Source organism: uncultured Modestobacter sp. (assembly GCF_947486615.1).
Taxonomy (GTDB): Bacteria; Actinomycetota; Actinomycetes; order Mycobacteriales; family Geodermatophilaceae; genus Modestobacter.
On sequence record NZ_CANKUD010000005.1, the window covers coordinates 252,197 to 275,242 of the forward strand.

Annotated in this window: 23 protein-coding genes and 1 riboswitch; of the genes, 11 read left to right on the top strand and 12 right to left on the bottom strand. The window is 75.2% G+C overall.

The genetic code is table 11. The annotated features are described in order from the left end of the window. Window positions 1–4: 4 nt before the first annotated feature. On the bottom strand, window positions 5–679 hold the full coding sequence (locus tag Q1A09_RS12200; RefSeq protein ID WP_299955339.1) for a Crp/Fnr family transcriptional regulator: 675 nt from the start codon (window positions 677–679) through the stop codon (window positions 5–7). Between the two features lie 162 nt (window positions 680–841). Beyond that, window positions 842–1,126: a hypothetical protein gene (locus tag Q1A09_RS12205; RefSeq protein ID WP_299955252.1), complete on the bottom strand. Its 285-nt coding sequence runs from the start codon at window positions 1,124–1,126 to the stop codon at window positions 842–844. Window positions 1,127–1,344: 218 nt separating this feature from the next. Between Q1A09_RS12205 and nth the strand changes: the two genes are divergently transcribed. The 5 genes from nth (at window position 1,345) to Q1A09_RS12230 (ending at window position 5,225) form a co-directional block, all read left to right on the top strand. Further along, window positions 1,345–2,157 carry an endonuclease III gene (nth, locus tag Q1A09_RS12210; RefSeq protein ID WP_299955253.1) on the top strand — a complete coding sequence of 271 codons (813 nt, stop codon included), beginning with the start codon at window positions 1,345–1,347 and terminating at the stop codon, window positions 2,155–2,157. Then, window positions 2,154–2,750 (top strand): TlpA disulfide reductase family protein, encoded by a 597-nt coding sequence (locus tag Q1A09_RS12215; RefSeq protein WP_299955255.1) that lies wholly within the window; start codon window positions 2,154–2,156, stop codon window positions 2,748–2,750. Before nth ends, Q1A09_RS12215 begins: the two co-directional genes overlap by 4 nt. Continuing rightward, window positions 2,747–3,514 carry a CoA pyrophosphatase gene (locus Q1A09_RS12220; RefSeq protein ID WP_299955257.1) on the top strand — a complete coding sequence of 256 codons (768 nt, stop codon included), beginning with the start codon at window positions 2,747–2,749 and terminating at the stop codon, window positions 3,512–3,514. Before Q1A09_RS12215 ends, Q1A09_RS12220 begins: the two co-directional genes overlap by 4 nt. 134 nt (window positions 3,515–3,648) lie before the next feature. After that, window positions 3,649–4,038 (top strand): plastocyanin/azurin family copper-binding protein, encoded by a 390-nt coding sequence (locus tag Q1A09_RS12225; RefSeq protein WP_299955259.1) that lies wholly within the window; start codon window positions 3,649–3,651, stop codon window positions 4,036–4,038. 5 nt (window positions 4,039–4,043) lie between these two features. Next, the gene (locus tag Q1A09_RS12230; RefSeq protein ID WP_299955261.1) at window positions 4,044–5,225 is read left to right on the top strand and encodes a MarP family serine protease; all 1,182 of its coding nucleotides are present in this window, start codon (window positions 4,044–4,046) and stop codon (window positions 5,223–5,225) included. 81 nt (window positions 5,226–5,306) lie between these two features. Here the strand turns inward: Q1A09_RS12230 and Q1A09_RS12235 are convergent, their stop codons facing one another. The 3 genes from Q1A09_RS12235 to acs all read right to left on the bottom strand — a co-directional run bounded on the left by Q1A09_RS12235 (window position 5,307) and on the right by acs (window position 8,908). Further along, the gene (locus tag Q1A09_RS12235) at window positions 5,307–6,236 is read right to left on the bottom strand and encodes an alpha/beta fold hydrolase (RefSeq protein ID WP_299955263.1); all 930 of its coding nucleotides are present in this window, start codon (window positions 6,234–6,236) and stop codon (window positions 5,307–5,309) included. A 15-nt stretch (window positions 6,237–6,251) separates the two neighbouring features. Further along, complete coding sequence (locus Q1A09_RS12240; RefSeq protein ID WP_299955265.1) at window positions 6,252–6,764, bottom strand: phage holin family protein; 513 nt, start codon at window positions 6,762–6,764, stop codon at window positions 6,252–6,254. Window positions 6,765–6,937: 173 nt separating this feature from the next. Beyond that, window positions 6,938–8,908, bottom strand: coding sequence for an acetate--CoA ligase (gene acs, locus Q1A09_RS12245; RefSeq protein ID WP_299955267.1), 1,971 nt, complete (start codon window positions 8,906–8,908; stop codon window positions 6,938–6,940). 113 nt (window positions 8,909–9,021) lie between these two features. Between acs and Q1A09_RS12250 the strand changes: the two genes are divergently transcribed. Continuing rightward, entirely contained in the window at window positions 9,022–9,744 is a 723-nt protein-coding gene (locus Q1A09_RS12250; protein ID WP_299955269.1) for a (2Fe-2S)-binding protein, read from the top strand. Between the two features lie 62 nt (window positions 9,745–9,806). Here Q1A09_RS12250 and Q1A09_RS12255 read toward each other — a convergent pair whose 3' ends face one another. From Q1A09_RS12255 to Q1A09_RS12285, 7 genes are all read right to left on the bottom strand, one after another. Continuing rightward, window positions 9,807–11,129, bottom strand: a complete 1,323-nt coding sequence (locus Q1A09_RS12255) for an alpha/beta hydrolase (RefSeq protein ID WP_299955271.1) — start codon at window positions 11,127–11,129, stop codon at window positions 9,807–9,809. Between the two features lie 109 nt (window positions 11,130–11,238). Next, window positions 11,239–12,486: a uroporphyrinogen-III C-methyltransferase gene (gene cobA / locus Q1A09_RS12260; RefSeq protein ID WP_299955273.1), complete on the bottom strand. Its 1,248-nt coding sequence runs from the start codon at window positions 12,484–12,486 to the stop codon at window positions 11,239–11,241. Continuing rightward, window positions 12,483–13,571: a nicotinate-nucleotide--dimethylbenzimidazole phosphoribosyltransferase gene (cobT, locus tag Q1A09_RS12265; RefSeq protein ID WP_299955340.1), complete on the bottom strand. Its 1,089-nt coding sequence runs from the start codon at window positions 13,569–13,571 to the stop codon at window positions 12,483–12,485. The genes cobA and cobT overlap by 4 nt, the downstream gene beginning before the upstream one ends. Next, window positions 13,568–14,944 (bottom strand): Rv2231c family pyridoxal phosphate-dependent protein CobC, encoded by a 1,377-nt coding sequence (gene cobC, locus Q1A09_RS12270; RefSeq protein WP_299955274.1) that lies wholly within the window; start codon window positions 14,942–14,944, stop codon window positions 13,568–13,570. The genes cobT and cobC overlap by 4 nt, the downstream gene beginning before the upstream one ends. A 129-nt stretch (window positions 14,945–15,073) precedes the next feature. After that, the gene (locus tag Q1A09_RS12275; RefSeq protein ID WP_299955275.1) at window positions 15,074–16,462 is read right to left on the bottom strand and encodes a cobyrinate a,c-diamide synthase; all 1,389 of its coding nucleotides are present in this window, start codon (window positions 16,460–16,462) and stop codon (window positions 15,074–15,076) included. Window positions 16,463–16,511: 49 nt separating this feature from the next. Further along, window positions 16,512–17,126 (bottom strand): cob(I)yrinic acid a,c-diamide adenosyltransferase, encoded by a 615-nt coding sequence (gene cobO / locus Q1A09_RS12280; protein WP_299955276.1) that lies wholly within the window; start codon window positions 17,124–17,126, stop codon window positions 16,512–16,514. A gap of 73 nt (window positions 17,127–17,199) precedes the next feature. After that, the gene (locus Q1A09_RS12285) at window positions 17,200–19,299 is read right to left on the bottom strand and encodes a putative cobaltochelatase (protein ID WP_299955278.1); all 2,100 of its coding nucleotides are present in this window, start codon (window positions 19,297–19,299) and stop codon (window positions 17,200–17,202) included. 39 nt (window positions 19,300–19,338) lie between these two features. Next, window positions 19,339–19,470, bottom strand: a riboswitch (cobalamin riboswitch). Between the two features lie 64 nt (window positions 19,471–19,534). Between Q1A09_RS12285 and Q1A09_RS12290 the strand changes: the two genes are divergently transcribed. From Q1A09_RS12290 to Q1A09_RS12310, 5 genes are all read left to right on the top strand, one after another. Beyond that, entirely contained in the window at window positions 19,535–19,981 is a 447-nt protein-coding gene (locus tag Q1A09_RS12290) for a hypothetical protein (RefSeq protein WP_299955280.1), read from the top strand. Next, entirely contained in the window at window positions 19,978–20,460 is a 483-nt protein-coding gene (locus tag Q1A09_RS12295; RefSeq protein WP_299955282.1) for a hypothetical protein, read from the top strand. Before Q1A09_RS12290 ends, Q1A09_RS12295 begins: the two co-directional genes overlap by 4 nt. Then, window positions 20,457–20,750: a transcriptional regulator gene (locus tag Q1A09_RS12300; RefSeq protein WP_299955284.1), complete on the top strand. Its 294-nt coding sequence runs from the start codon at window positions 20,457–20,459 to the stop codon at window positions 20,748–20,750. Before Q1A09_RS12295 ends, Q1A09_RS12300 begins: the two co-directional genes overlap by 4 nt. A 112-nt stretch (window positions 20,751–20,862) precedes the next feature. Next, the gene (locus tag Q1A09_RS12305) at window positions 20,863–21,918 is read left to right on the top strand and encodes an AbrB family transcriptional regulator (RefSeq protein ID WP_299955286.1); all 1,056 of its coding nucleotides are present in this window, start codon (window positions 20,863–20,865) and stop codon (window positions 21,916–21,918) included. 62 nt (window positions 21,919–21,980) lie between these two features. After that, window positions 21,981–23,045, top strand: a complete 1,065-nt coding sequence (locus Q1A09_RS12310; protein WP_299955288.1) for an AI-2E family transporter — start codon at window positions 21,981–21,983, stop codon at window positions 23,043–23,045. Window position 23,046 lies beyond the last annotated feature (1 nt).

The window sequence follows — 23,046 nt, forward strand, 5'->3', positions numbered from 1 at the left end:
TGCGTCAGCGGGCGCGGCGGCGGAGGCGGTCCTCGTCGAGGACGACGACCGACTTGCCCTGCAGCTGGATCCAGCCGCGGTGCACGAAGTCGGCCAGCGCCTTGTTCACCGTCTCGCGGGAGGCGCCGACCAGCTGGGCCAGCTCCTCCTGGGTCAGGTCGTGCTTGACCCGCAGGCCGTCGGTCTCCCGGCTGCCGAACCGGTCGGCCATCTGCAGCAGCGCCTTGGCCACCCGACCGGGGACGTCGGTGAAGATCAGGTCGGCCACCGAGTCGTTGGTGCGGCGCAGCCGGCGGGCCAGCACCCGCAGCAGCTGCTCACCGATCTCCGGGTGGGCGGTGATCCACGGCCGCAGCATGGTGTTCGGCATCTTCGCCAGCCGCACGTCGGTGACCGCGGTCGCCGTCGCTGTCCGCGGGCCCGGGTCGAACACCGAGAGCTCACCGAACTGGTCGGAGGGGCCCATCACGGCCAGGACGTTCTCCCGGCCGTCGGGTGCCCGGCGGGAGATCTTCACCTTGCCGGACAGGACGACGTAGAGGCTGTCGCCCGACTCGCCCTCGTTGAAGACCACGCGACCGCGGGGCAGCGTCACCGTCTCCAGCCCGCTCGCGACCGGTTCGGCAGCCTCCTCCGACAATCCCTGGAAGAGACCGGACTGGGCAAGGACCTCGTCCACGTGCACCTCTCGCAACGTCCTCACGGGTGCGATGGCGACCCGCGCTTCCGAAGAGTCTAGGGCCTGTGGCTCGGCTCACCAGTGCACTCCGTCACCGATCTGCCCACTCTGAGTGGCAGGTGGCTGGTCAGAGCCTTCCCAGGCGGGCCGGTGGCACCGCGCTCAGTCCGTGTCGGAGACCGGCCCGGACGGTCCGGGGCCGCGCTCGGTGAGCACCGGCCGGGCCGAGGTGCGGGCGCGACCGCGGCGGCGGGCGCGCCAGCGGCTCATCGCCCGGCGGATGCCGGAGTTGGCCAGCGTGCCGACCTCGGCCGCCGTGGCGGTGCCGAGGAAGTCCTCGACCTCGCGCTGGGACGTCGGACGGCGCAGCGGCTCCTCGACGCGCTCCATGACCAGCAGGAACGCGATCAGGAGCGGGGGGAACAGGATCACGATGAGGGCGACCACGAGCACCTCCTCGGCGACGTCTCCGGGCGGGGAGGCCCGGGGGAGAGACGATGTCGTCGTGCGGTCGGGCACGGACCGGTCCGGTGTGCCACCTGCAGCGAGTATGCAGGTCGCCCGCCGTCCACGTCGTGACGGCACGGCGGACGGCGTCGCGGCGGCACGTCCTGTCAGCGTCCTCTCGGCGCGTCCTGTCAGGACCGACGCCTACCCTCGCGTGCGTGTCCCGGCCAGTGACGTCACCCGATGCCCTCCCGGCCTACACCCGCCCCGCCCGTGCCCGCCGCCCCGGGCCGGTCGCGCGGCTGGGCGTGTCGCCCTTCGACCCGCAGGAGAGCCCGCTGGCCCGCACCCGGCGGGCCCGGCGGATGGCCCGGGAGCTGGCGGTGATCCACCCCGATGCGCACTGCGAGCTGGACTTCACCACGCCGCTGGAGCTGCTGGTGGCCACCGTGCTGTCGGCGCAGACGACCGACAGGACGGTCAACAAGGTGACCCCCACGCTCTTCGCCCGGTACCCGACGGCCGCCGCCTACGCCGGGGCGGACCGCGCCGAGCTGGAGGAGGTCCTCAAGCCCACCGGCTTCTTCCGGGCCAAGGCCAACTCGGTGATCGGCCTGGGCCAGGCGCTGGTGGAACGGTTCGACGGTGAGGTGCCCGGCCGGCTGACCGACCTGGTGACGCTGCCCGGGGTCGGCCGCAAGACCGCGAACGTGGTGCTCGGCAACGCCTTCGGCGTGCCCGGTCTCACCGTCGACACCCACTTCGGCCGGCTGGTCCGCCGGTTCGGCTGGACGGCGGAGGAGGACCCGGTCAAGGTCGAGGCCGAGATCGCGGAGATCGTCCCGAAGAAGGAGTGGACGATGTTCTCCCACCGGGTGATCTTCCACGGCCGCCGGGTGTGCCACGCCAAGAAGCCGGCCTGCGGGGCGTGCGGTCTGGCCGCGTGGTGCCCGTCGTACGGGATCGGGCCGCTGGACCCCGAGGCAGCCGCGAAGCTGGTCAAGACCCCGGCCGCATCGGACACCGAGTGAGCCGCGCCCTGAGGTCCCTGGTGGCCGTCCTCGCGCTGGGCACGGCGCTGCTGGCCGGTTGCACCTCCGACGAGCCGGATGACGTCGCGGCCCCCAGCTCGGCCAGCAGCGAGCTGCCCGACGTGGAGACCGACCTGGTGGCCTGCCCCGAGCAGCCCGACGTGCCGGCCGCCGACAGCGACCTGCCACCAACGGTCTTCGAGTGCTTCGGCGGCGGCACCCTCGACCTCAGCCGGGCGCCCGGGGTGCCCACGGTGCTCAACCTCTGGGCCAGCTGGTGCGCGCCCTGCCGCGAGGAGCTGCCGCTGGTGCAGCAGCTGGCCGACGTGGCCGGCGACCAGGTGCGGGTGCTCGGGGTGGTCAGCGTCGACGGCGTCCCTCAGGCCGCCTCGTTCGCCGAGGACTCCGGCGTCACGTTCCCGAGCGCCTTCGACGCCGACGGCGAGGTGATGAGCTCGCTGGGCGTGAACAACCTGCCGCACACGGTCTTCCTCGCCGCCGACGGGTCCGTGGCCCACCTGCAGATCGGGCCGGTGCACACGCTGGAGGAGTTCGAGGAGCTCGTCGCCGAGCACCTGGACGTGCAGCTGTGACCATCCCGGACGCCGAGCTGGCCGGCCTCCCGGCGCACCTGCAGCTACTGGTCGCCAACGCCGGGCAGCTGCCGCTGTGGCACCGGCACGGGCAGCCCTCGACCAGCGCGCGGCGCTCGGCCGTGCTGATCCTCTTCGGCGAGGGCCCGGGCGGCCCCGACGTGCTGCTGATCGAGAAGTCCGCGCACCTGCGCAGCCACGCCGGCCAGCCGGCCTTCCCCGGCGGTGGCGCCGACCCCGGCGACGACTACCCGGTCGGGACGGCGCTGCGCGAGGCGCACGAGGAGGCCGGCGTCGACCCGGCCGGCGTGCGGGTGCTGGCCACGCTGCCGGCGCTGTTCCTGGGCCCGTCGGACAACCTCGTCGTCCCGGTGCTGGGCTGGTGGGACGACCCGCGCGACGTCACCACCGGCGACCCCCTGGAGGTGGCGCGGGTGGCCCGGGTGCCGCTGAGCGAGCTGGTCGACCCGGCCAACCGCTTCCGGGTGCGCCACCCGGCCGGCTACGTCGGGCCGGCGTTCGGCGTCGCCGACATGGTCGTCTGGGGCTTCACCGCGGCCCTGCTGGACGCCGTCCTCGAGGCGGCCGGGCTGGCACAGCGGTGGGACGCCGACGACGTCCGGCCACTCGCCGGCCTGGCGGCGGCCGCGCCGGCCGACAGCGAGGAGGAGCCGATCGACTCCGACCTCGCCGACCGCGCCGCGCCGACCGTGGCCGACGGCGCCGCCGGGAGCGGATCCGCGCGTACGGTCCCAGGGCGATGAGCGCGACTGTGCCCGGCGCGGGAACCGCGCGACGACCTGGCGGCAGAGCCGCCCGACGACCTGGCGGCAGAGCCGCACGATCACCTGGCCGGCTGCTGGCAGGCCTGCTGCTGACCCTGACGACGCTGCTGGCCGTGCTGACCGGCTGCAGCAACGAGCAGCCGACGCTGCCCGAGGCCACCCGCACCACCGACGGAGAGGTCGGGGCGGTGAGCACCGCCGCGGACGGCGTCCAGGAGATCACCCTGGAGACCGGGGACGACTACGTCTTCACCCCCGACGCCTTCACCGTCGCCCCGGGGCAGGTGCGGCTGACCGTGCGGAACGTCGGTGACCAGCTGACCCACAACTTCCTGTTCACCGCGGACGCCGGCCCGGAGGAGATCACCGAGCAGATCCCCTACCTGGCCCCCGGGCAGAGCGAGACGATCGAGTTCACCGTCACCGTCCCCGGCGACCACCGCTTCGAGTGCAGCTTCCACACCGCACTCGGGCAGGTCGGCACCATGACGGTGAGCGGCTGACGGGCATGTCCGCCGTCGACGTCGCGCTGATCGTCCTGGCGCTGCTGTTCGCGCTCTCCGGGTTCCGTCAAGGGGTGATCGTCTCCGCGACGTCCTTCGTCGGGTTCTTCGGGGGCGCGGTGCTGGGGGCCCAGCTGTCCGGTCCGATCGCCGACGACCTCGCCGACTCCTCGGTGACCCGGGTCTTCGTGGCCCTCGTGGTCGTGCTCGCCGGCGCCCTGGTCGGTCAGCTGCTGGCCGGGCTGATCGGCCGCGCGGTGCGCAAGCGGGTCACCTGGGAGCCGGCCGAGATGCTCGACGCCGTCGCCGGTGCGGTGGTCTCGGCCGCCGCCGTCCTGCTGGTGGCCTGGATGGTGGCCACCCCGCTGGCCAGCTCGCCGTTCCCGGGGGTGGCCAGCTCGGTCCGCCAGTCGGCCCTGGTGCAGGCCGTCGACCGCACGGTGCCCGATCAGGTGCGCACGCTGTACGACTCGCTGCGCGAGGCGATCGACCGCAACGGGCTCCCCGACGTGCTGGACCCGCTCACCCCGACCCAGGCGCGGGAGGTGCCGGCACCGGACCAGGCGCTGCTGTCCAGTCCGGTGGTGGCCCAGGTGTCGGGCTCGGTCGTGCAGATCCGGGGCGTCGCCCAGTCCTGCTCCCGGCAGATCGACGGCTCGGGGTTCGTCTACGCCGACCAGCGGGTGATGACCAACGCCCACGTCCTGGCCGGGGTCAGCCAGCCGACGGTGATCGCCGAGGGGGAGAGCTACGACGCGACGCCGGTCTACGTCGACGAGGAGACCGACGTCGCAGTGCTCGCCGTCCCCGGCCTGCCGCAGGAGCCGCTGTCCTTCGCGCCGACGCCGGTCGACACGGACGCCGACGCGATCGTGATGGGCTACCCCGGTGGCGGCCCCTTCTACTTCGGGCCGGCGCGGGTGCGCGACCGGGGCGAGATCAGCGGACCGGACTTCCGGGCCACCCGCACGGTGCAGCGCGACGTCTACGCCCTCTACGGCCAGGTCCGGGCCGGCAACTCCGGCGGCCCGCTGATCGCGCCGGACGGCACGGTGCTGGGCGTCGTCTTCGCCTCGGCGATCGACGACCCGGACACCGGTTACGCGCTCACCGCCACGGAGGTCGCCGAGGCGGCCGCCGCGGGCGCCGGTGCGGTGGCTGCCGCCGACACCGGCCCCTGCGAGTGAAAGGACCCCCGTGCCCCCCGCCACTCGCACGCTCGTGGCGGGCCCCTGCACGGGGGCCGATCCGGCGCCCCGCTGGACTGGCTAGCTGACGGCCCAGGCGGCGATGGCGGCGGTGACCTCGGCCGGGGACTCCTCCTGGGGGAAGTGGCCGGTGGCGGGCAGCTGCCGCCACTCGTACGCGCCGGCCACGTAACGGCCGGAGCCGACCGCGGTGGACGGCAGCACGTAGGGGTCCAGTGCACCGTGCAGCTGCAGGGTGGGCGCGGTGATCGGGGCGGCCATCCGCCGGGCGAAGCGCAGCCCGTCCGGGCGCAGCTGCGACCGGCCGGCCCAGCGGTAGTACTCCATCGCGCCGTAGGCGGCCTGCGGGATGCGGGCGGCCGCCCGGTACTGGTCCACCGCCTCGGCGAAGTCGGCGGTCTGCGCCCAGGACGGCCCGGACCAGCGGCGCATCAGCTCGGCGACCGGGTCGTCGTCGGCACGGGTCAGCCGCCGCTCGGGCAACCGGGGCAGCTGGAAGGCCAGGGCGTGGGCCAGCGCACGGCGCTGCCGGGCATCGGACACCGAGCTGCGCAGCCGCCGCGGGTGGGCGGCGGAGACGACGACCAGCCGGCGGACGCTGCGGGGGTGCAGGGCGGCCATCGTCCAGCCCACCAGGCCACCCCAGTCGGCGCCGACCACCACCGCCTCGGTCTCGCCGAGCGCGCGGACGACGGCTGCGGCGTCGGCGGCAGCGGTCGGCAGGTCGTAGCCCCGGGGAGGCTTGTCGCTGGCCCCGTAGCCGCGCAGGTCGGGGGCGACCACCCGGAAGCCGGCCGCGGCCAGCCCGGTCAGCTGGTTGCGCCAGGACCACCAGAACTGCGGGAAGCCGTGCAGCAGCAGCACCAGCGGCCCCTCGCCCGCCTCGGCGGCGTGCAACCGGACGCCGTTGGCGGAGATGTCGCGGTGCGCCCAGGGGCCGGGCAGCAGGACGCTGGTCGCATCCGGCTGCCCGGCCACCGGCCCTGTCACGTCAGCGCTGTCACGTCAGCGCAGGCGGGCGTGCGGGTCCTGCCGGACGACCTGGCCGTCCCGGACGGTCGGCAGGTCGTGCTGGCGCTGGCCGGGGGCCTCGCGGCGCATCACGTCGGGGAGGTCCTGCAGCGTCTCGATCGTGCGCTCGGGCTTCTGGATCTTCTTCACCTGCCGGAAGCCGATGAACCCCACGACGGCGGCCAGGAGCACCAGGAGCGCGAAGACGATCAGGTAGGAGATCCACCGCGCGAGCCCGAGCCAGGTGATGAACTCGGCGAGGGCGACGAAGAAGAAGATGGCCGCGAATGCGAGCATCACGCCGGCGGCGGCGAAGGCGGCCGCGCCGATCCCACCGCGCTTGGCCGAGGTGGTGACCTCGGCCTTGGCCAGCTCGATCTCCGAGCGGATCAGGGTGGACATGTCGGCCATGGCGCTCTTCGCCAGGGTGCCGACCGACGGCTCGGCCGGGCCGGCGGTGCGGCCGGCCAGCGGTGCGCCGGACGTCGTCGAGACACTGTGGGCCACGGGTGGCTCCTCCCTCATCAGCGCCGATCGGCGACGCGGTTCCTCGGGTGATCGTGCCGCATGATCGTCCGCTCCGCCGTCCCGGACCCCCCGATGGAGTCCCAGCGCCCGGTCACCTGGGCGCTGGGACCCCATCCGGCCCCTTCGCGGGGCCCTGTGAGGGGGGTGCTTCCTCAGTCCTCGCTGGGGGAGGACGGCAGCTTGGCGCTGATCAGGTCCATCACCGAGGAGTCGGTGAGGGTGGTGACGTCGCCGAGGTCCCGGTTCTCCGCGACGTCCCGCAGCAGCCGCCGCATGATCTTCCCGGAGCGGGTCTTGGGCAGCTCCTGCACGACCATGATCTGGCGCGGGCTGGCGATCGGGCCGATCTCCTTGCGCACGTGCTGGCGCAGCACCGTCACCAGGTCCTCGCCGGAGTCGACGGCGTCCCCGCGCAGGATCACGAACGCCACGATGCCCTGGCCGGTGGTCGGGTCGGTGGCGCCGACGACCGCAGCCTCGGCCACCGTCGGGTGGCTGACCAGCGCCGACTCGACCTCGGTGGTGGAGATGCGGTGCCCGGACACGTTCATCACGTCGTCGACCCGGCCGAGCAGCCAGATGTCGCCATCCTCGTCGAGCTTGGCGCCGTCCCCGGCGAAGTAGACGCCCTCGCCGTAGCGGCTCCAGTAGGTCTCCTGGTACCGCTCGTCGTCGCCCCAGATGGTGCGCAGCATCGCCGGCCAGGGCTCGGTGAGCACCAGGTAGCCGGTGGCGCCGGGCTCGATCGGGTTGCCCTCCTCGTCCACCACCTGCGCGCCGATGCCGGGCAGCGGGCGCTGGGCGGAGCCGGGCTTGAGGGTGGTGACACCGGGCAGCGGGGTGATCATGTGGGCGCCGGTCTCGGTCTGCCACCAGGTGTCCATGATCGGGCAGCGGCCGCCACCGATGTGCTCGTGGTACCAGAGCCACGCCTCGGGGTTGATCGGCTCACCGACCGAGCCGAGCAGCCGCAGCGACGAGAGGTCGTACCCGGCGGGCACCTGCTCGCCCCACTTCATGAACGTGCGGATCGTGGTGGGCGCGGTGTACAGGACCGTGACGCCGTACTCCTGCACGATCTCCCACCAGCGGCCCTGGTGCGGGGTGTCCGGGGTGCCCTCGTACATCACCGAGGTCGCCCGGTTGGAGAGCGGGCCGTAGACGATGTAGCTGTGGCCGGTGACCCAGCCGACGTCGGCCGCCGTCCAGAAGACGTCGGTGTCGGGCTTGAGGTCGAAGACGGCGTTGTGCGACCAGCTGACCTGGGTCAGGTAGCCGCCGGAGGTGTGCAGGATGCCCTTCGGCTTCGCCGTCGTGCCCGAGGTGTACATGATGTAGAGCGGGTGCTCGGCGTCGAAGGCCTGCGCCTCGTGCTCGGCCGACTGGCCGGCGACCAGGTCGTGCCACCAGACGTCGCGGCCCTCGGTCCACTCGACGTCCTGCTCGGTGCGCTTGACGACCAGCACGCTGCGCACGCCCTCGGCCTTGGTCAGCGCCTCGTCGACGTTGGGCTTGAGGGCGCTCGGCGCCCCGCGCCGGTAGCCGCCGTCGGCGGTGACGACGACCTTGGCGTCGGCGTCGGTGATCCGGCTGGCCAGGGCGTCGGGGGAGAAGCCCCCGAAGACCACCATGTGGACGGCGCCGATGCGGGCACAGGCAAGCATCGTGACCACCGTCTCCGGGATCATCGGCATGTAGATCGCCACCCGGTCGCCGGCCTGCACCCCGAGCTCGGTCAGCGCGTTGGCCGCGCGGCAGACCTCGTCCTTGAGCTCGGCGTAGGTCAGGGTGCGGGTGTCGCCGGGCTCACCGATCCAGTGGTAGGCGACCTGCTCGCCGTGCCCGGCGTCGACGTGCCGGTCGACGCAGTTGACCGCCACGTTGAGCTTGCCGCCGACGAACCACTTGGCGAACGGTGGGTTGTCCCAGTCCAGCGCGGTGTCCCAGGGCTGCGCCCAGTCCAGCCGGCGGGCGGCGTCCTCCCAGAAGCCGATCCGGTCGGCGGCCGCGCGCTCGTAGACGTCGGGGCCGACGTTGGCGGCCGCGGCCAGCGCCTCGGGCGGCGGGAAACCGCCCTCCGGCAGTCGGCTGGACAGGTTCTGCTCGTCGGTCGTCTCGCTCACGCGCACCTCCGGGGTCCGGGCGCCGCCTCCCCTCGTGGCGGCGCTGCCTCGGACACAACCTATGGCCCCGGTCACCCTCTCGTCAGGTCCGGTGCGCACGGCAGACTCGCGGGGTGACCGACGACGGAGCCCAGGCGGCGGTCGCTGCCCGGGTGCCCGGGGCGGCGGCGCTCGGGCTGCTGGCCCCGCCGGGCGCCGTCGTCGTCCCCGCCTTGCGGCTCGCCGACCCGGAGTGGACGGCGCAGGTGCTCACCGCGCGGGCCGCCCGCCAGCGCACCGCCGACCGGCGGGTGCTGGCGACGCTGTGGTGGTACTCGGCGTCCAGCGTGCTGCTCACCCCGGTGCTCGCCGGGCTGGCCACCGGGGTGCGGCTCTCGGCCGAGCTGGCCGACACCCGGCTGCACCTGCTCGGCGGCGGGACGCCGGTGGCCGCCACCACCCGGGCCGGGCAGGGCGACCTCGTGCCGGAGCTGCGAACCGCGCTGGCCGCCGTGGTCTCCGCCGTCGCCGAGGCAGGGGACATGCGGGAGCGGCCGCTGTGGGCGATCGCCACCGACTCGCTGGCCAACCGGCTGCTCGCGGTGGGCCGGGCGGTCGGGGACGTCGAGGCGGTGACCGCGCTGGCGGCGCCGCTGGCCGCCGCGATCGGCACCCCGCTGCCCGGGCCCCGGTACGTCGACGTGTCCGCGCCGGCCGGCCGCACCGTCCGGTTCACCCGCCGGGCGTCGTGCTGCCTGCTGTGGCAGGTGCCGCACGAGGTCGTCTGCACCTCCTGCCCGCGCCGGGACCCGGTGCAGCGTCAGGTGCTCCTGGAGGACCTTGCCGAACGGATGTGAGCCGAACGGATGTGAGCGGGCGCCGGGGGCTCGCCGCCTGGCGGGCCCCCGGCGCCCGGCGGTCAGCAGACCTGGGTGTCGTAGACCCGCTGCGGCATCGTGAAGCGGCAGCCGTACCGCCGGTCGGCCACCACGGCCGGGTCCAGCACGTCGTCCCCGGCCGGCTTCACGCCGTCCTCCACCCAGGTCACCAGGTCGGCGAAGGCCGTCCGGTACTCCTCGGCGCTGAAGTCGCAGTGCCCGACGGCGCGGATGGCCCGCTGCACCAGCAGGTCGCTGTTGCCCCGCGCCGCGGCGTCCCGGGCGTACTCCTGCTCCATGCTGAAGGGCACGAACAGGTCGCCGAGGCCGTGCATCGTCAGCACCGGGATCCGGAACCGGCCGTCGATGGTCGGCACGCCGTCCAGCCCACGGTGGCTGCGGGCCGCCTCGACCCGGAGCACCTCGGCGTTGAGCGCCTTCTCCTCGGCGGTGAGCCGCGGGTCGGCGTCCAGCTGGTAGACGGTGTCGGCGTTGCCGCCGACCGCCCCGGGCTCCTCGCCCAGGCCCGGGAAGACCGGGTACACGGTGAACAGGAAGTCGGCGAAGCTGGCGAAGCCGGCCTCGAACAGCGGTCGCTCGCCGCCGGTCCGCTGCTCGGTGACCGCGCGCAGGTCCTCGCCGGCCTCGGTGAGCACGGCCGGGTACGGCGTGCCGAGCTCGGTCTTCATCTGCGCGGCCGTGGTGGTGACGTAGTCGGCCGGGGCGGGGTAGACCGGCGGGGTGTCGGTGAGGGCCTGGGCCACGGCGTTGTAGTCCAGGAAGGTGTCGAACAGCCGGCGGTCGCCCATCACGCCGCACACCGGCATCGCGCCGTCGTACTCGGCGCGGTAGCGCTCGATGCTGACGCCGGTGACGTGCCCGCCCATCGACACCCCGGCGATGTAGCGCAGGTCGGGCTTGCCGACGGCCTTGTCGAAGAACCGGCCGAGGTCGTGGGTGCTGTCCACGCCGGCCTCGACGTCGTAGCCGTTCTCGGTGTAGCTGGAGGCCGCCCACGCGTATCCGGAGTCGACCAGGTACTGGCGCAGGCCGGTGGGCGGGGCGTCGACGGTGAGCTCCGGGCCGGTGCCGCGGTAGCCGTGCGCCCACATGACCAGGTCGCCGTTCCAGTCCGCCGGTACCTCGATCCGGTAGCCGGCGCCGTCCAGCACGCCCCACTGGCGGTCGGTCGTGGTGCCGGGCAGGGCCTCGAAGGGCAGCTTCGTCTCGTCGACGTAGTAGTCGACCTCCGCCGGCTGGGGGTAGTCCGGCTGTGGTGGCCGGGCGCTGGCCGGGCTGACGAACACGGTGCTGACCAGCGCGAGTGCCGTGGGCACCAGCAGCAGGCGGAGAGGGCGTCTCATGGGGGCCTCCGGAGGACGTCGTCGTTGACGGTCCTCGGACGCTAGCCCGCGGTGGTGTGGATCACACCGGCGGGTCTCAGTCGGGGCTCATCGTCCGTCGGGAAGCGGCTCAGGCGCCGAGGGAGACGACGTCGCCGACGACCCAGACCGCCGGCGGGCGCACGCCCTCGTCGGCGATCGTCTGCGCCAACCCGGCCAGGGTGGTGCGCAGCGTGCGCTGGGTCGGCATCGCCCCGTCGGTGACGACCGCGACCGGGGTGTCGGCGGGGCGGCCGTGCTCGACGAGCGCGGCGGCGATCGCCGGTGCGGTGTCCACGCCCATCAGCACCACGACGGTGCCGCGCAGCCGGCCGAGTGCCGCCCAGTCGACCAGCGAGGCCGGGTGCCCGGGGGGCACGTGCCCGGAGACCACGACGAACTCGTGGGTCATCCCGCGGTGGGTGACCGGGATGCCGGCCAGCCCGGGCACGGCGATGGCGCTGGTGATCCCCGGGACGACCTCCACCGGCACGCCGGCGGCGGCGCAGGCCTCCAGCTCCTCGTAGCCGCGGCCGAAGACGAACGGGTCGCCGCCCTTGAGCCGCACCACCCGGCGGCCGGCCAGCGCGTGGCTGACCAGCAGCTCGTTGATCTGCTCCTGGGCCATGGACCGACCGCGCGGCAGCTTGGAGGCGTCGATGACCAGCACGTCGGCGGGCAGCGAGGCGAGCAGCGCCTGCGGCGCGAGGTGGTCGGCGACGACGACGTCCGCGCTGGCCACCGCCTGCCGGCCGCGCACCGTCACCAGCCCGGGGTCACCCGGCCCGCCACCGACCAGGACGACGCTGCCGGCGGCCACCGAGGGGGCCCGGGAGGCGCGGTCGGCGATGGAGCCGTCGGTCAGCCCGGCCAGCACCGCATCCCGGACGCCGACGGCCCGCTGCGGGTCACCGCCGCCGTGCACGCCGACCACGAGGTCGCCCTGCCGGCCGACGGCGGGGGTCCAGACGCTGGAGGCGGAGCGGTCGTCGGCGCGGGCGCAGAACACCCGGTCGCGCTCGGCCTCGTCGGCCACGGCGGCGTTGACCGCCGGGTCGTCGGTGGCCGCGACGGCGTACCAGGCGCCGGCCAGGTCGCCGGGGACGTAGCGCCGGGGGTGCCAGGTGACCGAGCCGGGGGCGACCAGCGCCTCCAGGGCCGGGGTCACCTCCGGGCTGACCACGGTGACCTGGGCGCGGGCCTCGAGCAGGCCGGCGACGCGGCGGTGGGCGACCTGCCCGCCGCCGACGACGACGACCCGCCGGCCGGCCAGCCGCAGGCCCACGGGGTAGACGCTCGCCGGGTCGGGGGTGCCGGACGCGTCTCGGGTGCTGGTCACTTCTCGGTGACACCCGCCGAGTCGAAGGTGGCGACGTCGCGCAGCGCGCGGGCCGCGCTGGCCACCAGCGGCAGCGCGAGCAGTGCGCCGGTGCCCTCGCCGAGCCGGAGGTCCAGCCCCAGCAGTGGGCGCAGGCCCAGTGCCCGCAGCGCGAGGGCGTGGCCGGGCTCGGCCGAGGTGTGGCCGGCCAGTGCGTGCTCCAGCGCCGCCGGGCAGAGGGCGGCGGCAACGAGGGCGGCCGAGCCGGCGATCACGCCGTCCAGCAGGACCGGCACCCGGGCCGCGGCGGCGCCCAGCACGAAGCCGGCCAGCGCGGCGTGCTCCAGGCCGCCGACCTCGGCCAGCGCGGCCAGCGCCTCGGCGGGCGAGGTCGGGCTGGCCGGCACCCGGGCGACCGCGCGGGTGACGACGTCGACCTTGCGGGCCAGCGTGGGGTCGTCGACGCCGGTTCCGCGACCGGTCGCCTCGGCCGGGGCCGCACCGGTGAACGCGCAGACCAGAGCGGCGGAGGCCGTGGTGTTGGTGATCCCCATGTCGCCGGTGACCAGGCAGCCGTGGCCGTCGGCGAGCGAGGTGGCCACCTCGATGCCCACCTCGACCGCCCGGCGGGCCTCGTCCAGCGTCATCGCCGGGCCGAGGGCCAGGTCGGCGGTGCCCCGGCGGACGTTCCGCTCCAGCAGGCCCGCCGCAGGCCCGACCGGGGTGGCCACGCCGACGTCGACCACGACCACGTCGGCCCCGAGCTGGGCGGCGAAGGCGTTGACCACCGCGCCGCCGGCGGCGAGGTTGGCGACCATCTGCGCGGTCACCTCCTGCGGCCAGGGCGTGACGCCCTGGGCGTGCACCCCGTGGTCGCCGGCGAACACCGCGACCGCCGCGGGGGTGGGCAGCGGGGCGGGGCACTGCCCGGCGGTGCCGGCCAGCTGGGCGGCGACGTCCTCCAGCACGCCGAGCGAGCCCGGCGGCTTGGTCATCCGGTCCAGCCGCTCCCGCGCGGCGCGCTCGGCGGCCACGTCCCGCGGCCGGACGGCGGCGATCGTGGCGCCCAGCAGCGTGCCGGGGAACGGGGGCGGATCGGTGCTCAGCGGGTCTCCTCAGGGGTCTGGACCTCGGCAAGGATCTCAGCCAGCACCGACGCGAACGCACGGGAGGTCCCGGGATCGCGCACGGCGACCCGCAGGTGGTCGCCGTCCAGGCCGGGGAAGGTGTCGCCGCGGCGCACCGCCCAGCCACGCTCGCGCAGCCGCTCCCGCACCCACGCCCCGCCCGGGACGCACAGCAGCACGAAGGCGCTCGCCGGCTCGCCGACCACCTGCACGCCGTCGGGCAGCGCGGCCAGCAGGGCGGACCGGTGCACGGCGAGCCGGCGGGCCACCTCGTCGGCCTCCGCCCGGGCCGCCGGCGTGGTGCAGGCGGCCAGCGCGGCCAGCGCCGGGGTGGACACCGGCCAGTGCGGCTGCTGGGCGGCCAGCGCGGCGACCAGGTCGGCCGGGCCGAGCGCGTAGCCGACCCGCAGCCCGGCCAGCCCCCACGTCTTGGTCAGGCTGCGCACCACCAGCAGGCCCGGCAGGTCGGTGCGGTGCGCCAGCGACTCGGTCTCCCCGGGCACGGTGTCGGCGAACGCCTCGTCGACCACCAGCACCCGGCCGGGCCGGGCCAGCGCGGCCAGGGTGGCGTACGGGTGCAGCGCGGAGGTGGGGTTGGTCGGGTTGCCCAGCACGACCAGGTCGGCATCGTCGGGGACGCCGGTCAGCCGGTCGTACGGCGGGTGGAGCAGCAGCCGCTCCACCGGGTGCCCGGCGGCGCGCAGCGCTGCCTCGGGCTCGGTGAACGACGGGTGGACGACGACGGCGCGGCGCGGGCGCAGCGCCCGGGCGAGCAGGGTGAAGGTCTCGGCGGCCCCGGCGGTGAGCAATACCTCGGCCTCGTCCCGGCCGTGCGCGGCGGCGACCGCGGCGCGGGCCGGGCGCGGGTCGGGGTAGCCGGCGCTGGCGTCGACCGCCCGGTGCAGCACCTCGCGCAGCCAGGCGGGCGGGGCGTCGGCGCGAACGTTGACCGCGAGGTCGACCAGCCCGGGGGCGACCTCGGCGTCGCCGTGATGCCGGAGGTCGACGTCGCCCGTGTCGTCGCGGACGGCGATCGCGACCGTGACCCGGCCGAGTGCCGTCTTGCCGACCAGCAGCTCGCCGCCGTCCAGCAGGGCCGCGGCCTCGGCGACCGAGGCGGTGCCCACCGCCGCGGCGACCCGGTCCGAGGGGGTCGGCACCGGGACGGCGGCCAGCGCGGCGGCCGGGTGCCCGGTGAGCGGCCAGCCCCGGCGGGCGGCGGCCTCCTGCAGCCCCGGCTCGGCGGCCCGGGCGTCCAGCGTGGCCAGCCGCACCGGCCCGGCGGTGGGCGGCAGCACCGCGTCGATCGCGGCCAGCACCTCCTCGGCGGTCGCACCCGTGGACGCGCCCACCCCGACGGTCAGCACCTCGGCGCGCCGGGACGGCCGGCGTCGACGTCCCGGAGGAGAGCGCCACCGGGGCGCGCACTCGGCGGTGCTGACCCGGCCGCGACCGTCCCGCCCGCCGGGAGGAGGGACCGCTCAGCCACGGGCGTGGAGAGCGCCCATGGGGACGCGGGCCGCCGCGGCGACGAAGCGGGAGGCCATCCCCGGCGACCCGGCCCAGTTCAGGTGCAGGTAGGAGGCGTGCACGTTGCCGGCCACGAACCCCTCCGGCCCGTCGGCGTTCCACTGCCAGGCCGGCGTCGCACCGGCGGCCGGACCCGCGGTGGTGCGGTGGAACTCGTGCCCGCGCACCCGGGTGCCGGCCGGGGCCAGCACGCTGTCGGTGAGCGCCACCGCGGACCGGTAGCCCAGCGTCAGTCGCGGGTGCATCGCCGTCGTGGTGGGCAGCACGCCGCACATCGGCTCGCCGTCCAGCTCCTGGGAGAGGTACAGCAGCCCGGCGCACTCGGCCGCGATCGGCGCTCCGGAGCGGGCCAGCTCGGCGATCGCCGTCCGCAGGCCGACGTTGGCGCTCAGCGCGCTGGCGTGCACCTCGGGGAACCCGCCGCCGACGACCAGCGCCCGGGTGCCGGCGGGCAGGGCGTCGTCCCGCAGCGGGTCGACCGTCACCACCTCGGCGCCGGCGGCGGCGAGCAGTTCGGCGGTCTCGGCGTAGCCGAAGGTGAAGGCCGGGCCGCCGGCCACGGCCACCACCGGGCGGCCGGGGGTGCGCTCGACCTCGGCGGCCGGGTCCCACGGGTCGCCGGCCAGGTCGGGCGCGGTGCGGGCCAGCCGGAGGACGGCGTCCAGGTCGATGCTCGACTCGACCACCGCGCCCAGCGCGCGCACCGTGCGCACCGCCTCCGCCGACCGCTCGGCCGCGGGCACCAGGCCCAGGTGCCGGGACGGGGTCTGCAGCTCGGTGATCCGGCGGACCGCACCGAGCACCGGCACCCCGGCCGCGCCCAGCGCCTCGCGCAGGATCGACTCGTGCCGGTCGGAGCCGACCCGGTTGAGCACGACGCCGCCGATCCGCACCGACGGGTCGAACGTGGCGAACCCGTGCACCAGCGCGGCGACGCTGCGCGCTTGCGAGGCGGCGTCGACCACCAGCACCACCGGGGACTGCAGGTGAGCGGCGACCTGGGCGGTGGAGCCGTAGCCGGGCTCGACGCTGGCGTGCGCGGCACCGTCGAACAGCCCCATCACGCCCTCGACCACCGCGACGTCCGCGCCGCGGGCGCCGTGCAGGAACAGCGGGGTGATCCGGTCGTCGCCGACCAGCCACTTGTCCAGGTTGCGCCCCGGCCGCCCGGCCGCGAGGCCGTGGTAGCCGGGGTCGATGTAGTCCGGGCCCACCTTGTGCGGGCTGACGCTGAGCCCACGGTTGGTCAGCGCCGCGATCAGCCCGGTCGTGATCGACGTCTTCCCCGCGTTCGACGACGGCGCCGCCACCACGATCCGCGGGATGCGGTGCGCGCTCATCGGCCGACCCCCTGGGCGGCCATGTTGGCCAACATGGCCGGGAGGGGGGTCACCACTCGATCCCCCGTTGGCCCTTCTGACCGGCGTCCATCGGGTGCTTGACCTTGGTCATCTCCACGACCAGGTCGGCGGCCTCGATCAGCGCCGGCGGGGCGTTGCGTCCGGTGATGACGACGTGCTGGCTGCCCGGCCGGTTGGTCAGGGTCTCCACCACGTCGTCCACGTCGACCCAGCCCCACTTCAGCGGGTAGGTGAACTCGTCGAGCACGTAGAAGCGGTGCGCCTCGGCGGCCAGGTCGCGCTTGATCTGTGCCCAGCCCTCGGCGGCGTCACCGGCGTGGTCGGTCTCGTCGCCGTGCTTGCGCGACCACGACCAGCCCGAGCCCATCTTGTGCCAGACCACCGGGCCGCCCTCGCCGGTCGTCTCGTGCACCCGGCCCAGGGCGGTCAGCGCGTTCTCCTCGCCGACCTTCCACTTGGCGCTCTTGACGAACTGGTAGACCGCGATCGACCAGCCCTGGTTCCACGCCCGCATCGCCATCCCGAAGGCGGCGGTGGACTTGCCCTTCATCTCTCCGGTGTGCACGGCCAGCAGCGGCCGGTTGCGGCGCTGCCGGGTGGTCAGCCCGTCGACCGGAACCGCGGTGACCTGCCCCTGTGGCACTAGTCCTCCTCGCTGGCGCTCGTCGGCCGACTGCCTGGCGCTGTGCTCATCGGTGAGCTCGCAAGCTCGCTCACTAGGCGGCCTCTCGCACCGAGCGGACGACGCCGGACAGGGCCTCGGCGCCCAGCTCCTCCAACCGCATCGTCCGGGCGCCCAGCGAGACGCCCAGCGACGCGGCCAGGCCCAGCCGCACCGGCCCTGACTCGCAGTCGACGACGATGCTCGCCGTCCCGGCCGTGGCCAGCAGGCCGGCGGCCCGGCGGGCGTCGGCGAGGTGGTCACCGCCGCGCGGGCCGGTCGCCCGGCCGTCGGTGACGACGACGAGCAGCGGACGGCGCTGCGGGTCGCGCACCCGCTCCAGCCGCAGCGTCTCGTGCGCCCGCAGCAGCCCGGCGGCCAGCGGCGTCCGGCCGCCGGTGGGCAGGCTGGTCAGCCGGGCGGCGGCCGCCTCCACCGACCAGGTGGGCGGCAGGGTCAGCTCGGCGTCGCCCCCGCGGAAGGTGATCAGCCCGACCTTGTCCCGGCGCTGGTAGGCGTCCATCAGCAGCGAGAGGACGGCGCCCTTCACCGCGGCCATCCGGGAGCGGGCCCCCATCGAGCCGCTGGCGTCGACGACGAACAGCACGAGGTTGCCCTCCCGGCCCTCCAGCGTGGCCTGGCGCAGGTCGGCGCGCTCGACCCGCAGGCCGGTGCCGCTGCGGCCGCGGGCCACCTGGTGCGGTGCGGCGGCGAGCACGGTGTCGACCAGGTGCAGCCGGGTGACGCTGCCCTCGGGCCGCGTCGAGCCCACCACCCGGCCGCGTTCGCTGCGGGCCCGGGACCGCCGGCCGGCCGCGCCCGCGCCGATGCCGGGCACCTCCAGCCGCTGGATGCGGAAGGGCGCGTCCGGGGCGACGGCCGCCTTCTCCGGCGCCGGGGCGGCCTCGGTGTGCCCGCCACCCTCACCCCGCGGCGCCGTCGTCGGCCCGTCGTCCTCGCGGCCATGTTCGCCAGCATGGTCGGACTCCGGGCCGGACGACTGACCGTCGGCCGGCCCGTCCGAGCGGCCATGTTCGCCACCATGGCCGTCGTCGGGGGCGGATCCGCCGCCGTTGCCGTCGGGGCCGTTGCCGTCGGTGGGGTCGGTGCCCTCGGGTGGGGTGGGGTCGTCGTCGGGTGGGGAGTCGGGGCGGGAGTCCTCCAGCGCCTGGTCGAGGGTGTCCTCGTCCAGGCCAGGTGCGTCGAAGGGGTTGCGCCGGCGGCGGTGCGGGAGGGCGAGCCGGGCGGCGACCCGGACGTCGTCCTCGGTGACGTCGGTGCGGCCGCACCAGGCGGCGTGGGCGATGGCGGCGCGGGCGGTGACCAGATCGGCGCGCAGCCCGTCGACGTCGAAGGCGGCGCAGACGCTGGTCACCTGGCGCAGCGCGGCGTCGGAGAGGACGACGCGGGGCAGCCGGGCGCGCGCGTCGGCGATCTGCCGGGCCAGCGCGGACTCCTCGTCCGCCCAGGCGGCGGCGAACGCAGCCGGGTCGGCGTCGTAGCCGAACCGGCGGCGGACCACCTCGGCGCGCAGGTCGGCGTCGCGGGGGGCGGCGACCTCGACGGTGAGGCCGAAGCGGTCCAGCAGCTGGGGCCGGAGCTCGCCCTCCTCCGGGTTCATGGTGCCCACCAGCAGGAACCGGGCGGCGTGCCGCACCGAGACGCCCTCCCGCTCGACGTAGGCCCGGCCCAGCGCGGCGGCGTCCAGCAGCAGGTCGACCAGGTGGTCGTGCAGCAGGTTGACCTCGTCGACGTACAGGACGCCGCGATGCGCGCCGGCCAGCAGCCCGGGCTCGAAGGACTTCACGCCCTCGGTGAGCGCCCGCTCCAGGTCCAGCGAGCCGACCAGCCGGTCCTCCGAGGCGCCGACCGGCAGCTCGACGAGCTTGGCCGGGCGGGTCAGGGCGCGGTCGTCGACGGAGTGCGGGCCGTCGGGGCACTCGGGGTCGGGGGCGGCGGGGTCGCAGGCGAAGCGGCAGCCGGCGACGACGTCGACCGGGGGCAGGACGGCGGCCAGGGCGCGCACCGTCGTCGACTTCGCCGTGCCCTTCTCACCGCGCACCAGGACGCCGCCGACGGCGGGGGAGACGGCGTTGAGCAGCAGCGCCAGCCGCATGTCGTCCATGCCGACCACGGCGCCGAAGGGGTAGGTCATGAAGAGACCACAGGTCCTCTCCCCGGGTGTCCACGCCCGGAGGTGGCAGGAAGCGACGGCGGGAGTTCCTGGCTCCCCGGCCGGACCGGGTCACAGTGGCGGGACCGCGCCGGAGTCGCACCGGGCTTCCTCCACTGCCGTCGCAGTTGGACCGTCATTCGACCACGGGCGCCCGGGGTGGGACCAGGGGCGTGTCTCTTGACGAAGTGGAAAGTCGTGCGCCACTCTTTCCGGCATGGAAAGCAACAGGCTCGACCGGGACGACGCCACCGCCCAGCTGGCCGCCCTGCAGGCCGACCGCGCCGCGCTGGCCGACCGGGTCGTGCCGCCCTGGTGGTACGACGTCGCGCTCGGGCTGCTGCTGTTCGGCTTCCTGGCCAGCTACGCCTTCGACTCGCTCTGGGTGACCTTCCCGGCGACCCTGGTCTTCTGTGCCGGGCTCGGTGCGCTGGTCGCGGCCTACAAGCGGGTGACCGGCATCTGGGTGAACATCGACGGCCCCCACCTGGCGCTGTGGGCGGCGCTCGTGCTGGTCGTCCTCGGGCCGGCCTTCGTGATCCAGAAGGCCTTCGACCAGCACTGGGTGATGGTCGTGGCCGGTGCCGTCCTCGGGATCGCGGTCACCCTCTTCGGTCGGCACTGGAGCCGGGCCTACGCCGCCGAACTGCGCGGCGAGCAGTGACCGGCGACCCGCGCGACGTGGACGGGCCGGTGGCCGACCGCGACCAGGCAGCCGCGCAGCTGGCCGGGTTGCAGTCGGACCGGGCCGCGATGGCCGACCGGGCGATGCAGCCCTGGTGGTACGACGCGCTGCTCGGGCTGCTGGTCTTCGGCCTCTTCGCCGTGCTGGCCACCGACAACCCGTTCCTGGTCATCGGCGCCGTCGTCCTGTTCTCCCTGGGGCTGCGCGGGCTGATGGCCACCTACCAGCGGCTCACCGGCTTCTGGGTCAACGGGCTGCGCCCCGGGCCGACGCAGAAGGCGATCAGGGTCTGGTTCGTCCTCTACGCGCTCTCGGTCGGCCCGGCGCTCGTGCTCGCCCTCGGGTTCGACGTCCGGTGGCCGCTGGTGGTCGTCGGCGCGCTGATGGGGCTGAGCATCGCGCTGATCAGCCGGTGGTGGAGCCGCATCTACATCGCCGAGCTGCGCGGGGAACTGTGACCGCCGTCGAGCCGCGGTTCGACGCGGTCGTGCACGCCCCGCCGCGGCTGCAGATCTGCGGGCTGCTGGCGGTGGTCGACACGATGGAGTTCGCCGCCGTCCGGGACGCGGTGCAGGTGAGCGACTCGGTGCTGTCCAAGCACGTCAAGCAGCTGGAGGAGGCGGGCTACGTGCAGGTGCGCAAGGCCACCATCGCCTCCCGGCAGCGCACCAGCCTCGCGCTGACCAAGGCCGGTCGGGCAGCCTTCGACGCCCACGTCGCCGAGCTGCGGAAGATCGCCGGCCTCTGAAGAAGGACCCCGCTGCCCCCCACCACTCGCAGGCTCGCGTTGGGCCCCTGCGGCGGGGCCGTTGCAGCGGGACACTGCAGCGCGGCTGGACGCGGTCGGGCAGAGTGCGGGCGTGGCGGACCGGCGGCGGGTGCTCGACTGGGCCGCCGTCCTGGCCGTCGGGGTCGGCGTCAGCTGGGCGTTCGGGCTGCTCGGCGTCCCGTCGGCCGCCCTGTTCGGCGGCCTGGTCGCCGGTCTGGGCCGGGCACTGCTGGGCCGGGCCGCGCTCACCCTGCCGGGGCGGGCCGGCACTGCGGCGCAGGCGGTCATCGGCGTCTCGATCGGCGCGCTGGTGCAGACCGACACGCTGCGCACCGTCGCCGAGCACTGGCTGCCGGTGCTCGGCGTCACCGTCGCCACGCTCGGCGTCAGCCTGGTCGCCGGCCAGCTGATGCGGCTGCAGCGGGGGATCAGCCCGGTCACCGGCGCCTTCGCGATGATCGCCGGCGGCGCCTCCGGGATCACCGCGATGGCCCGCGACCTGGGCGCCGACGAGCAGGTGGTCGCCGTCCTGCAGTACCTGCGGGTGCTGCTCATCGTGATCGCGATGCCGATCGTCGCCACCACCGTCTACGGCGCCTCCGGCGGCGCGGGGGCGGCGCCGGCCGCCGACGGACCCGGCTGGCCCGCCGGCCTGCTGTTCACCGTGGTCTGCGTCGGCCTCGGGCTGCTGCTGGGCCGGTTGAGCCGGCTGCCGGTCGGCGCGCTGCTCGGGCCGCTCGCGGTGGCCGCGGTGCTGGACGTGACCGGCCTGGCGCACGGGGCGTCGGTGCCCGGCCTGGTGGAGGCTGCCGGGTTCCTCGCCATCGGGCTGCAGGTCGGGCTGGGCTTCACCCGCTCGAGCCTGGCGCTGGTCGGCCGGGCGCTGCCACTGGCACTGCTGCTGATCGTGGCCGCGGTGGTCGCCTGTGCCGGGCTGGGCGTCCTGCTCTCCCGCACCGCCGGGGTGACGCTGCTGGACGGCTACCTGGCGACCACCCCGGGCGGCCTCTACGCAGTGCTGGCCACCGCGACCGGCAGCGGCGCCGACGCCACCTTCGTGCTCGCCGTCCAGGTGCTGCGGCTGTTCGTGATGCTGTTCACCGCACCGCTGCTGGCCCGCTGGCTGGGCCGGGGCCAACGCTCTTAGCGCGTCGACCTGACACACAGATGCCATGTGTCAGGTCGCGCCGGCGTGGCATCCCTGAGGGCATGGCAGCTGAGGAGCCCCGACCCGACCTCGACGCCCGCGCGGCCCCGGACTGGCTGGTGCGCGCCGCCGCCGTCGGCGGGCGGCTGCTCGTGCTCGCCGTCCTGCTCTGGCTGCTCGCCGGCCTGGCCGTGCAGCTCACCCTGGTGCTGGTCGCCGTGCTGACCGCGCTGCTGCTCGCCGGGGTGGGCGCGCCGGCGGTGCAGTGGGCGAGCCGTCGAGGCGTCCCGCGGTGGCTGTCCGCAGGTGCCGCCGTGCTGCTGCTCCTGGTGGTGGTGGTCGGCGTGGGCCTCGGCCTGGCCGCCCGGATCGCCTCCCAGCTGCCCCAGCTCCGCGACGCCCTGGACCGGGTCTCCACCCAGCTGTCGGAGCAGCTCGGCGTCTCGATGCCCTCCCTCGGTGACCTGGCGGGCAGCGGGGGAGGAGGTGGGTCGGGCATCGGCGCGCTGATCGGTCCGGCCCAGACGGTCCTCGAGGTGGTGCTCGCGGTCTTCCTCGCCCTGGCCCTGGCGTTCCTGTTCCTGAGCAGCGGCCCGGGGATGTGGCAGTGGGTGCTCGGGAAGTTCGGCGGCCGGCTCCGCGAGGACGTCGACGCCGGCGGCCGGGCGGCATGGCAGACGGTGGGCGCCTACGTCCGCGGGCTGACCCTCGTCGCACTGTTCGACGCGGTGGGCATCGGGCTCGGCCTGCTGCTGCTCGGCGTCCCGCTGGCGCTGACCCTCGCCGTCCTGCAGTTCCTGGCCTCCTACGTCCCCACGATCGGCGCGTTCGTGGCCGGGGCGCTGGCCGTCCTGGTCGCCTACGGCGCCGAGGGGCTCGGCACCGCCGCTCTCGTGCTCGGGCTGGTCGTGCTCGTCCAGCAGATCGGCAACGACGTGATCGAGCCGTACGTGATGAAGCGCCGGCTGCCGATCAACGCGGCCATGGTGCTGATCGCGGTGACTGCCGGTGGCCTGCTGTGGGGCCTGGCCGGTGCGCTGCTGTTCGTGCCGCTGCTGGCGGCCGCCTCGGCGGCCGGCCACGAGGTCTGGACGCGGCACGGATCACGCCCGATCGCCGGCGGTTGAC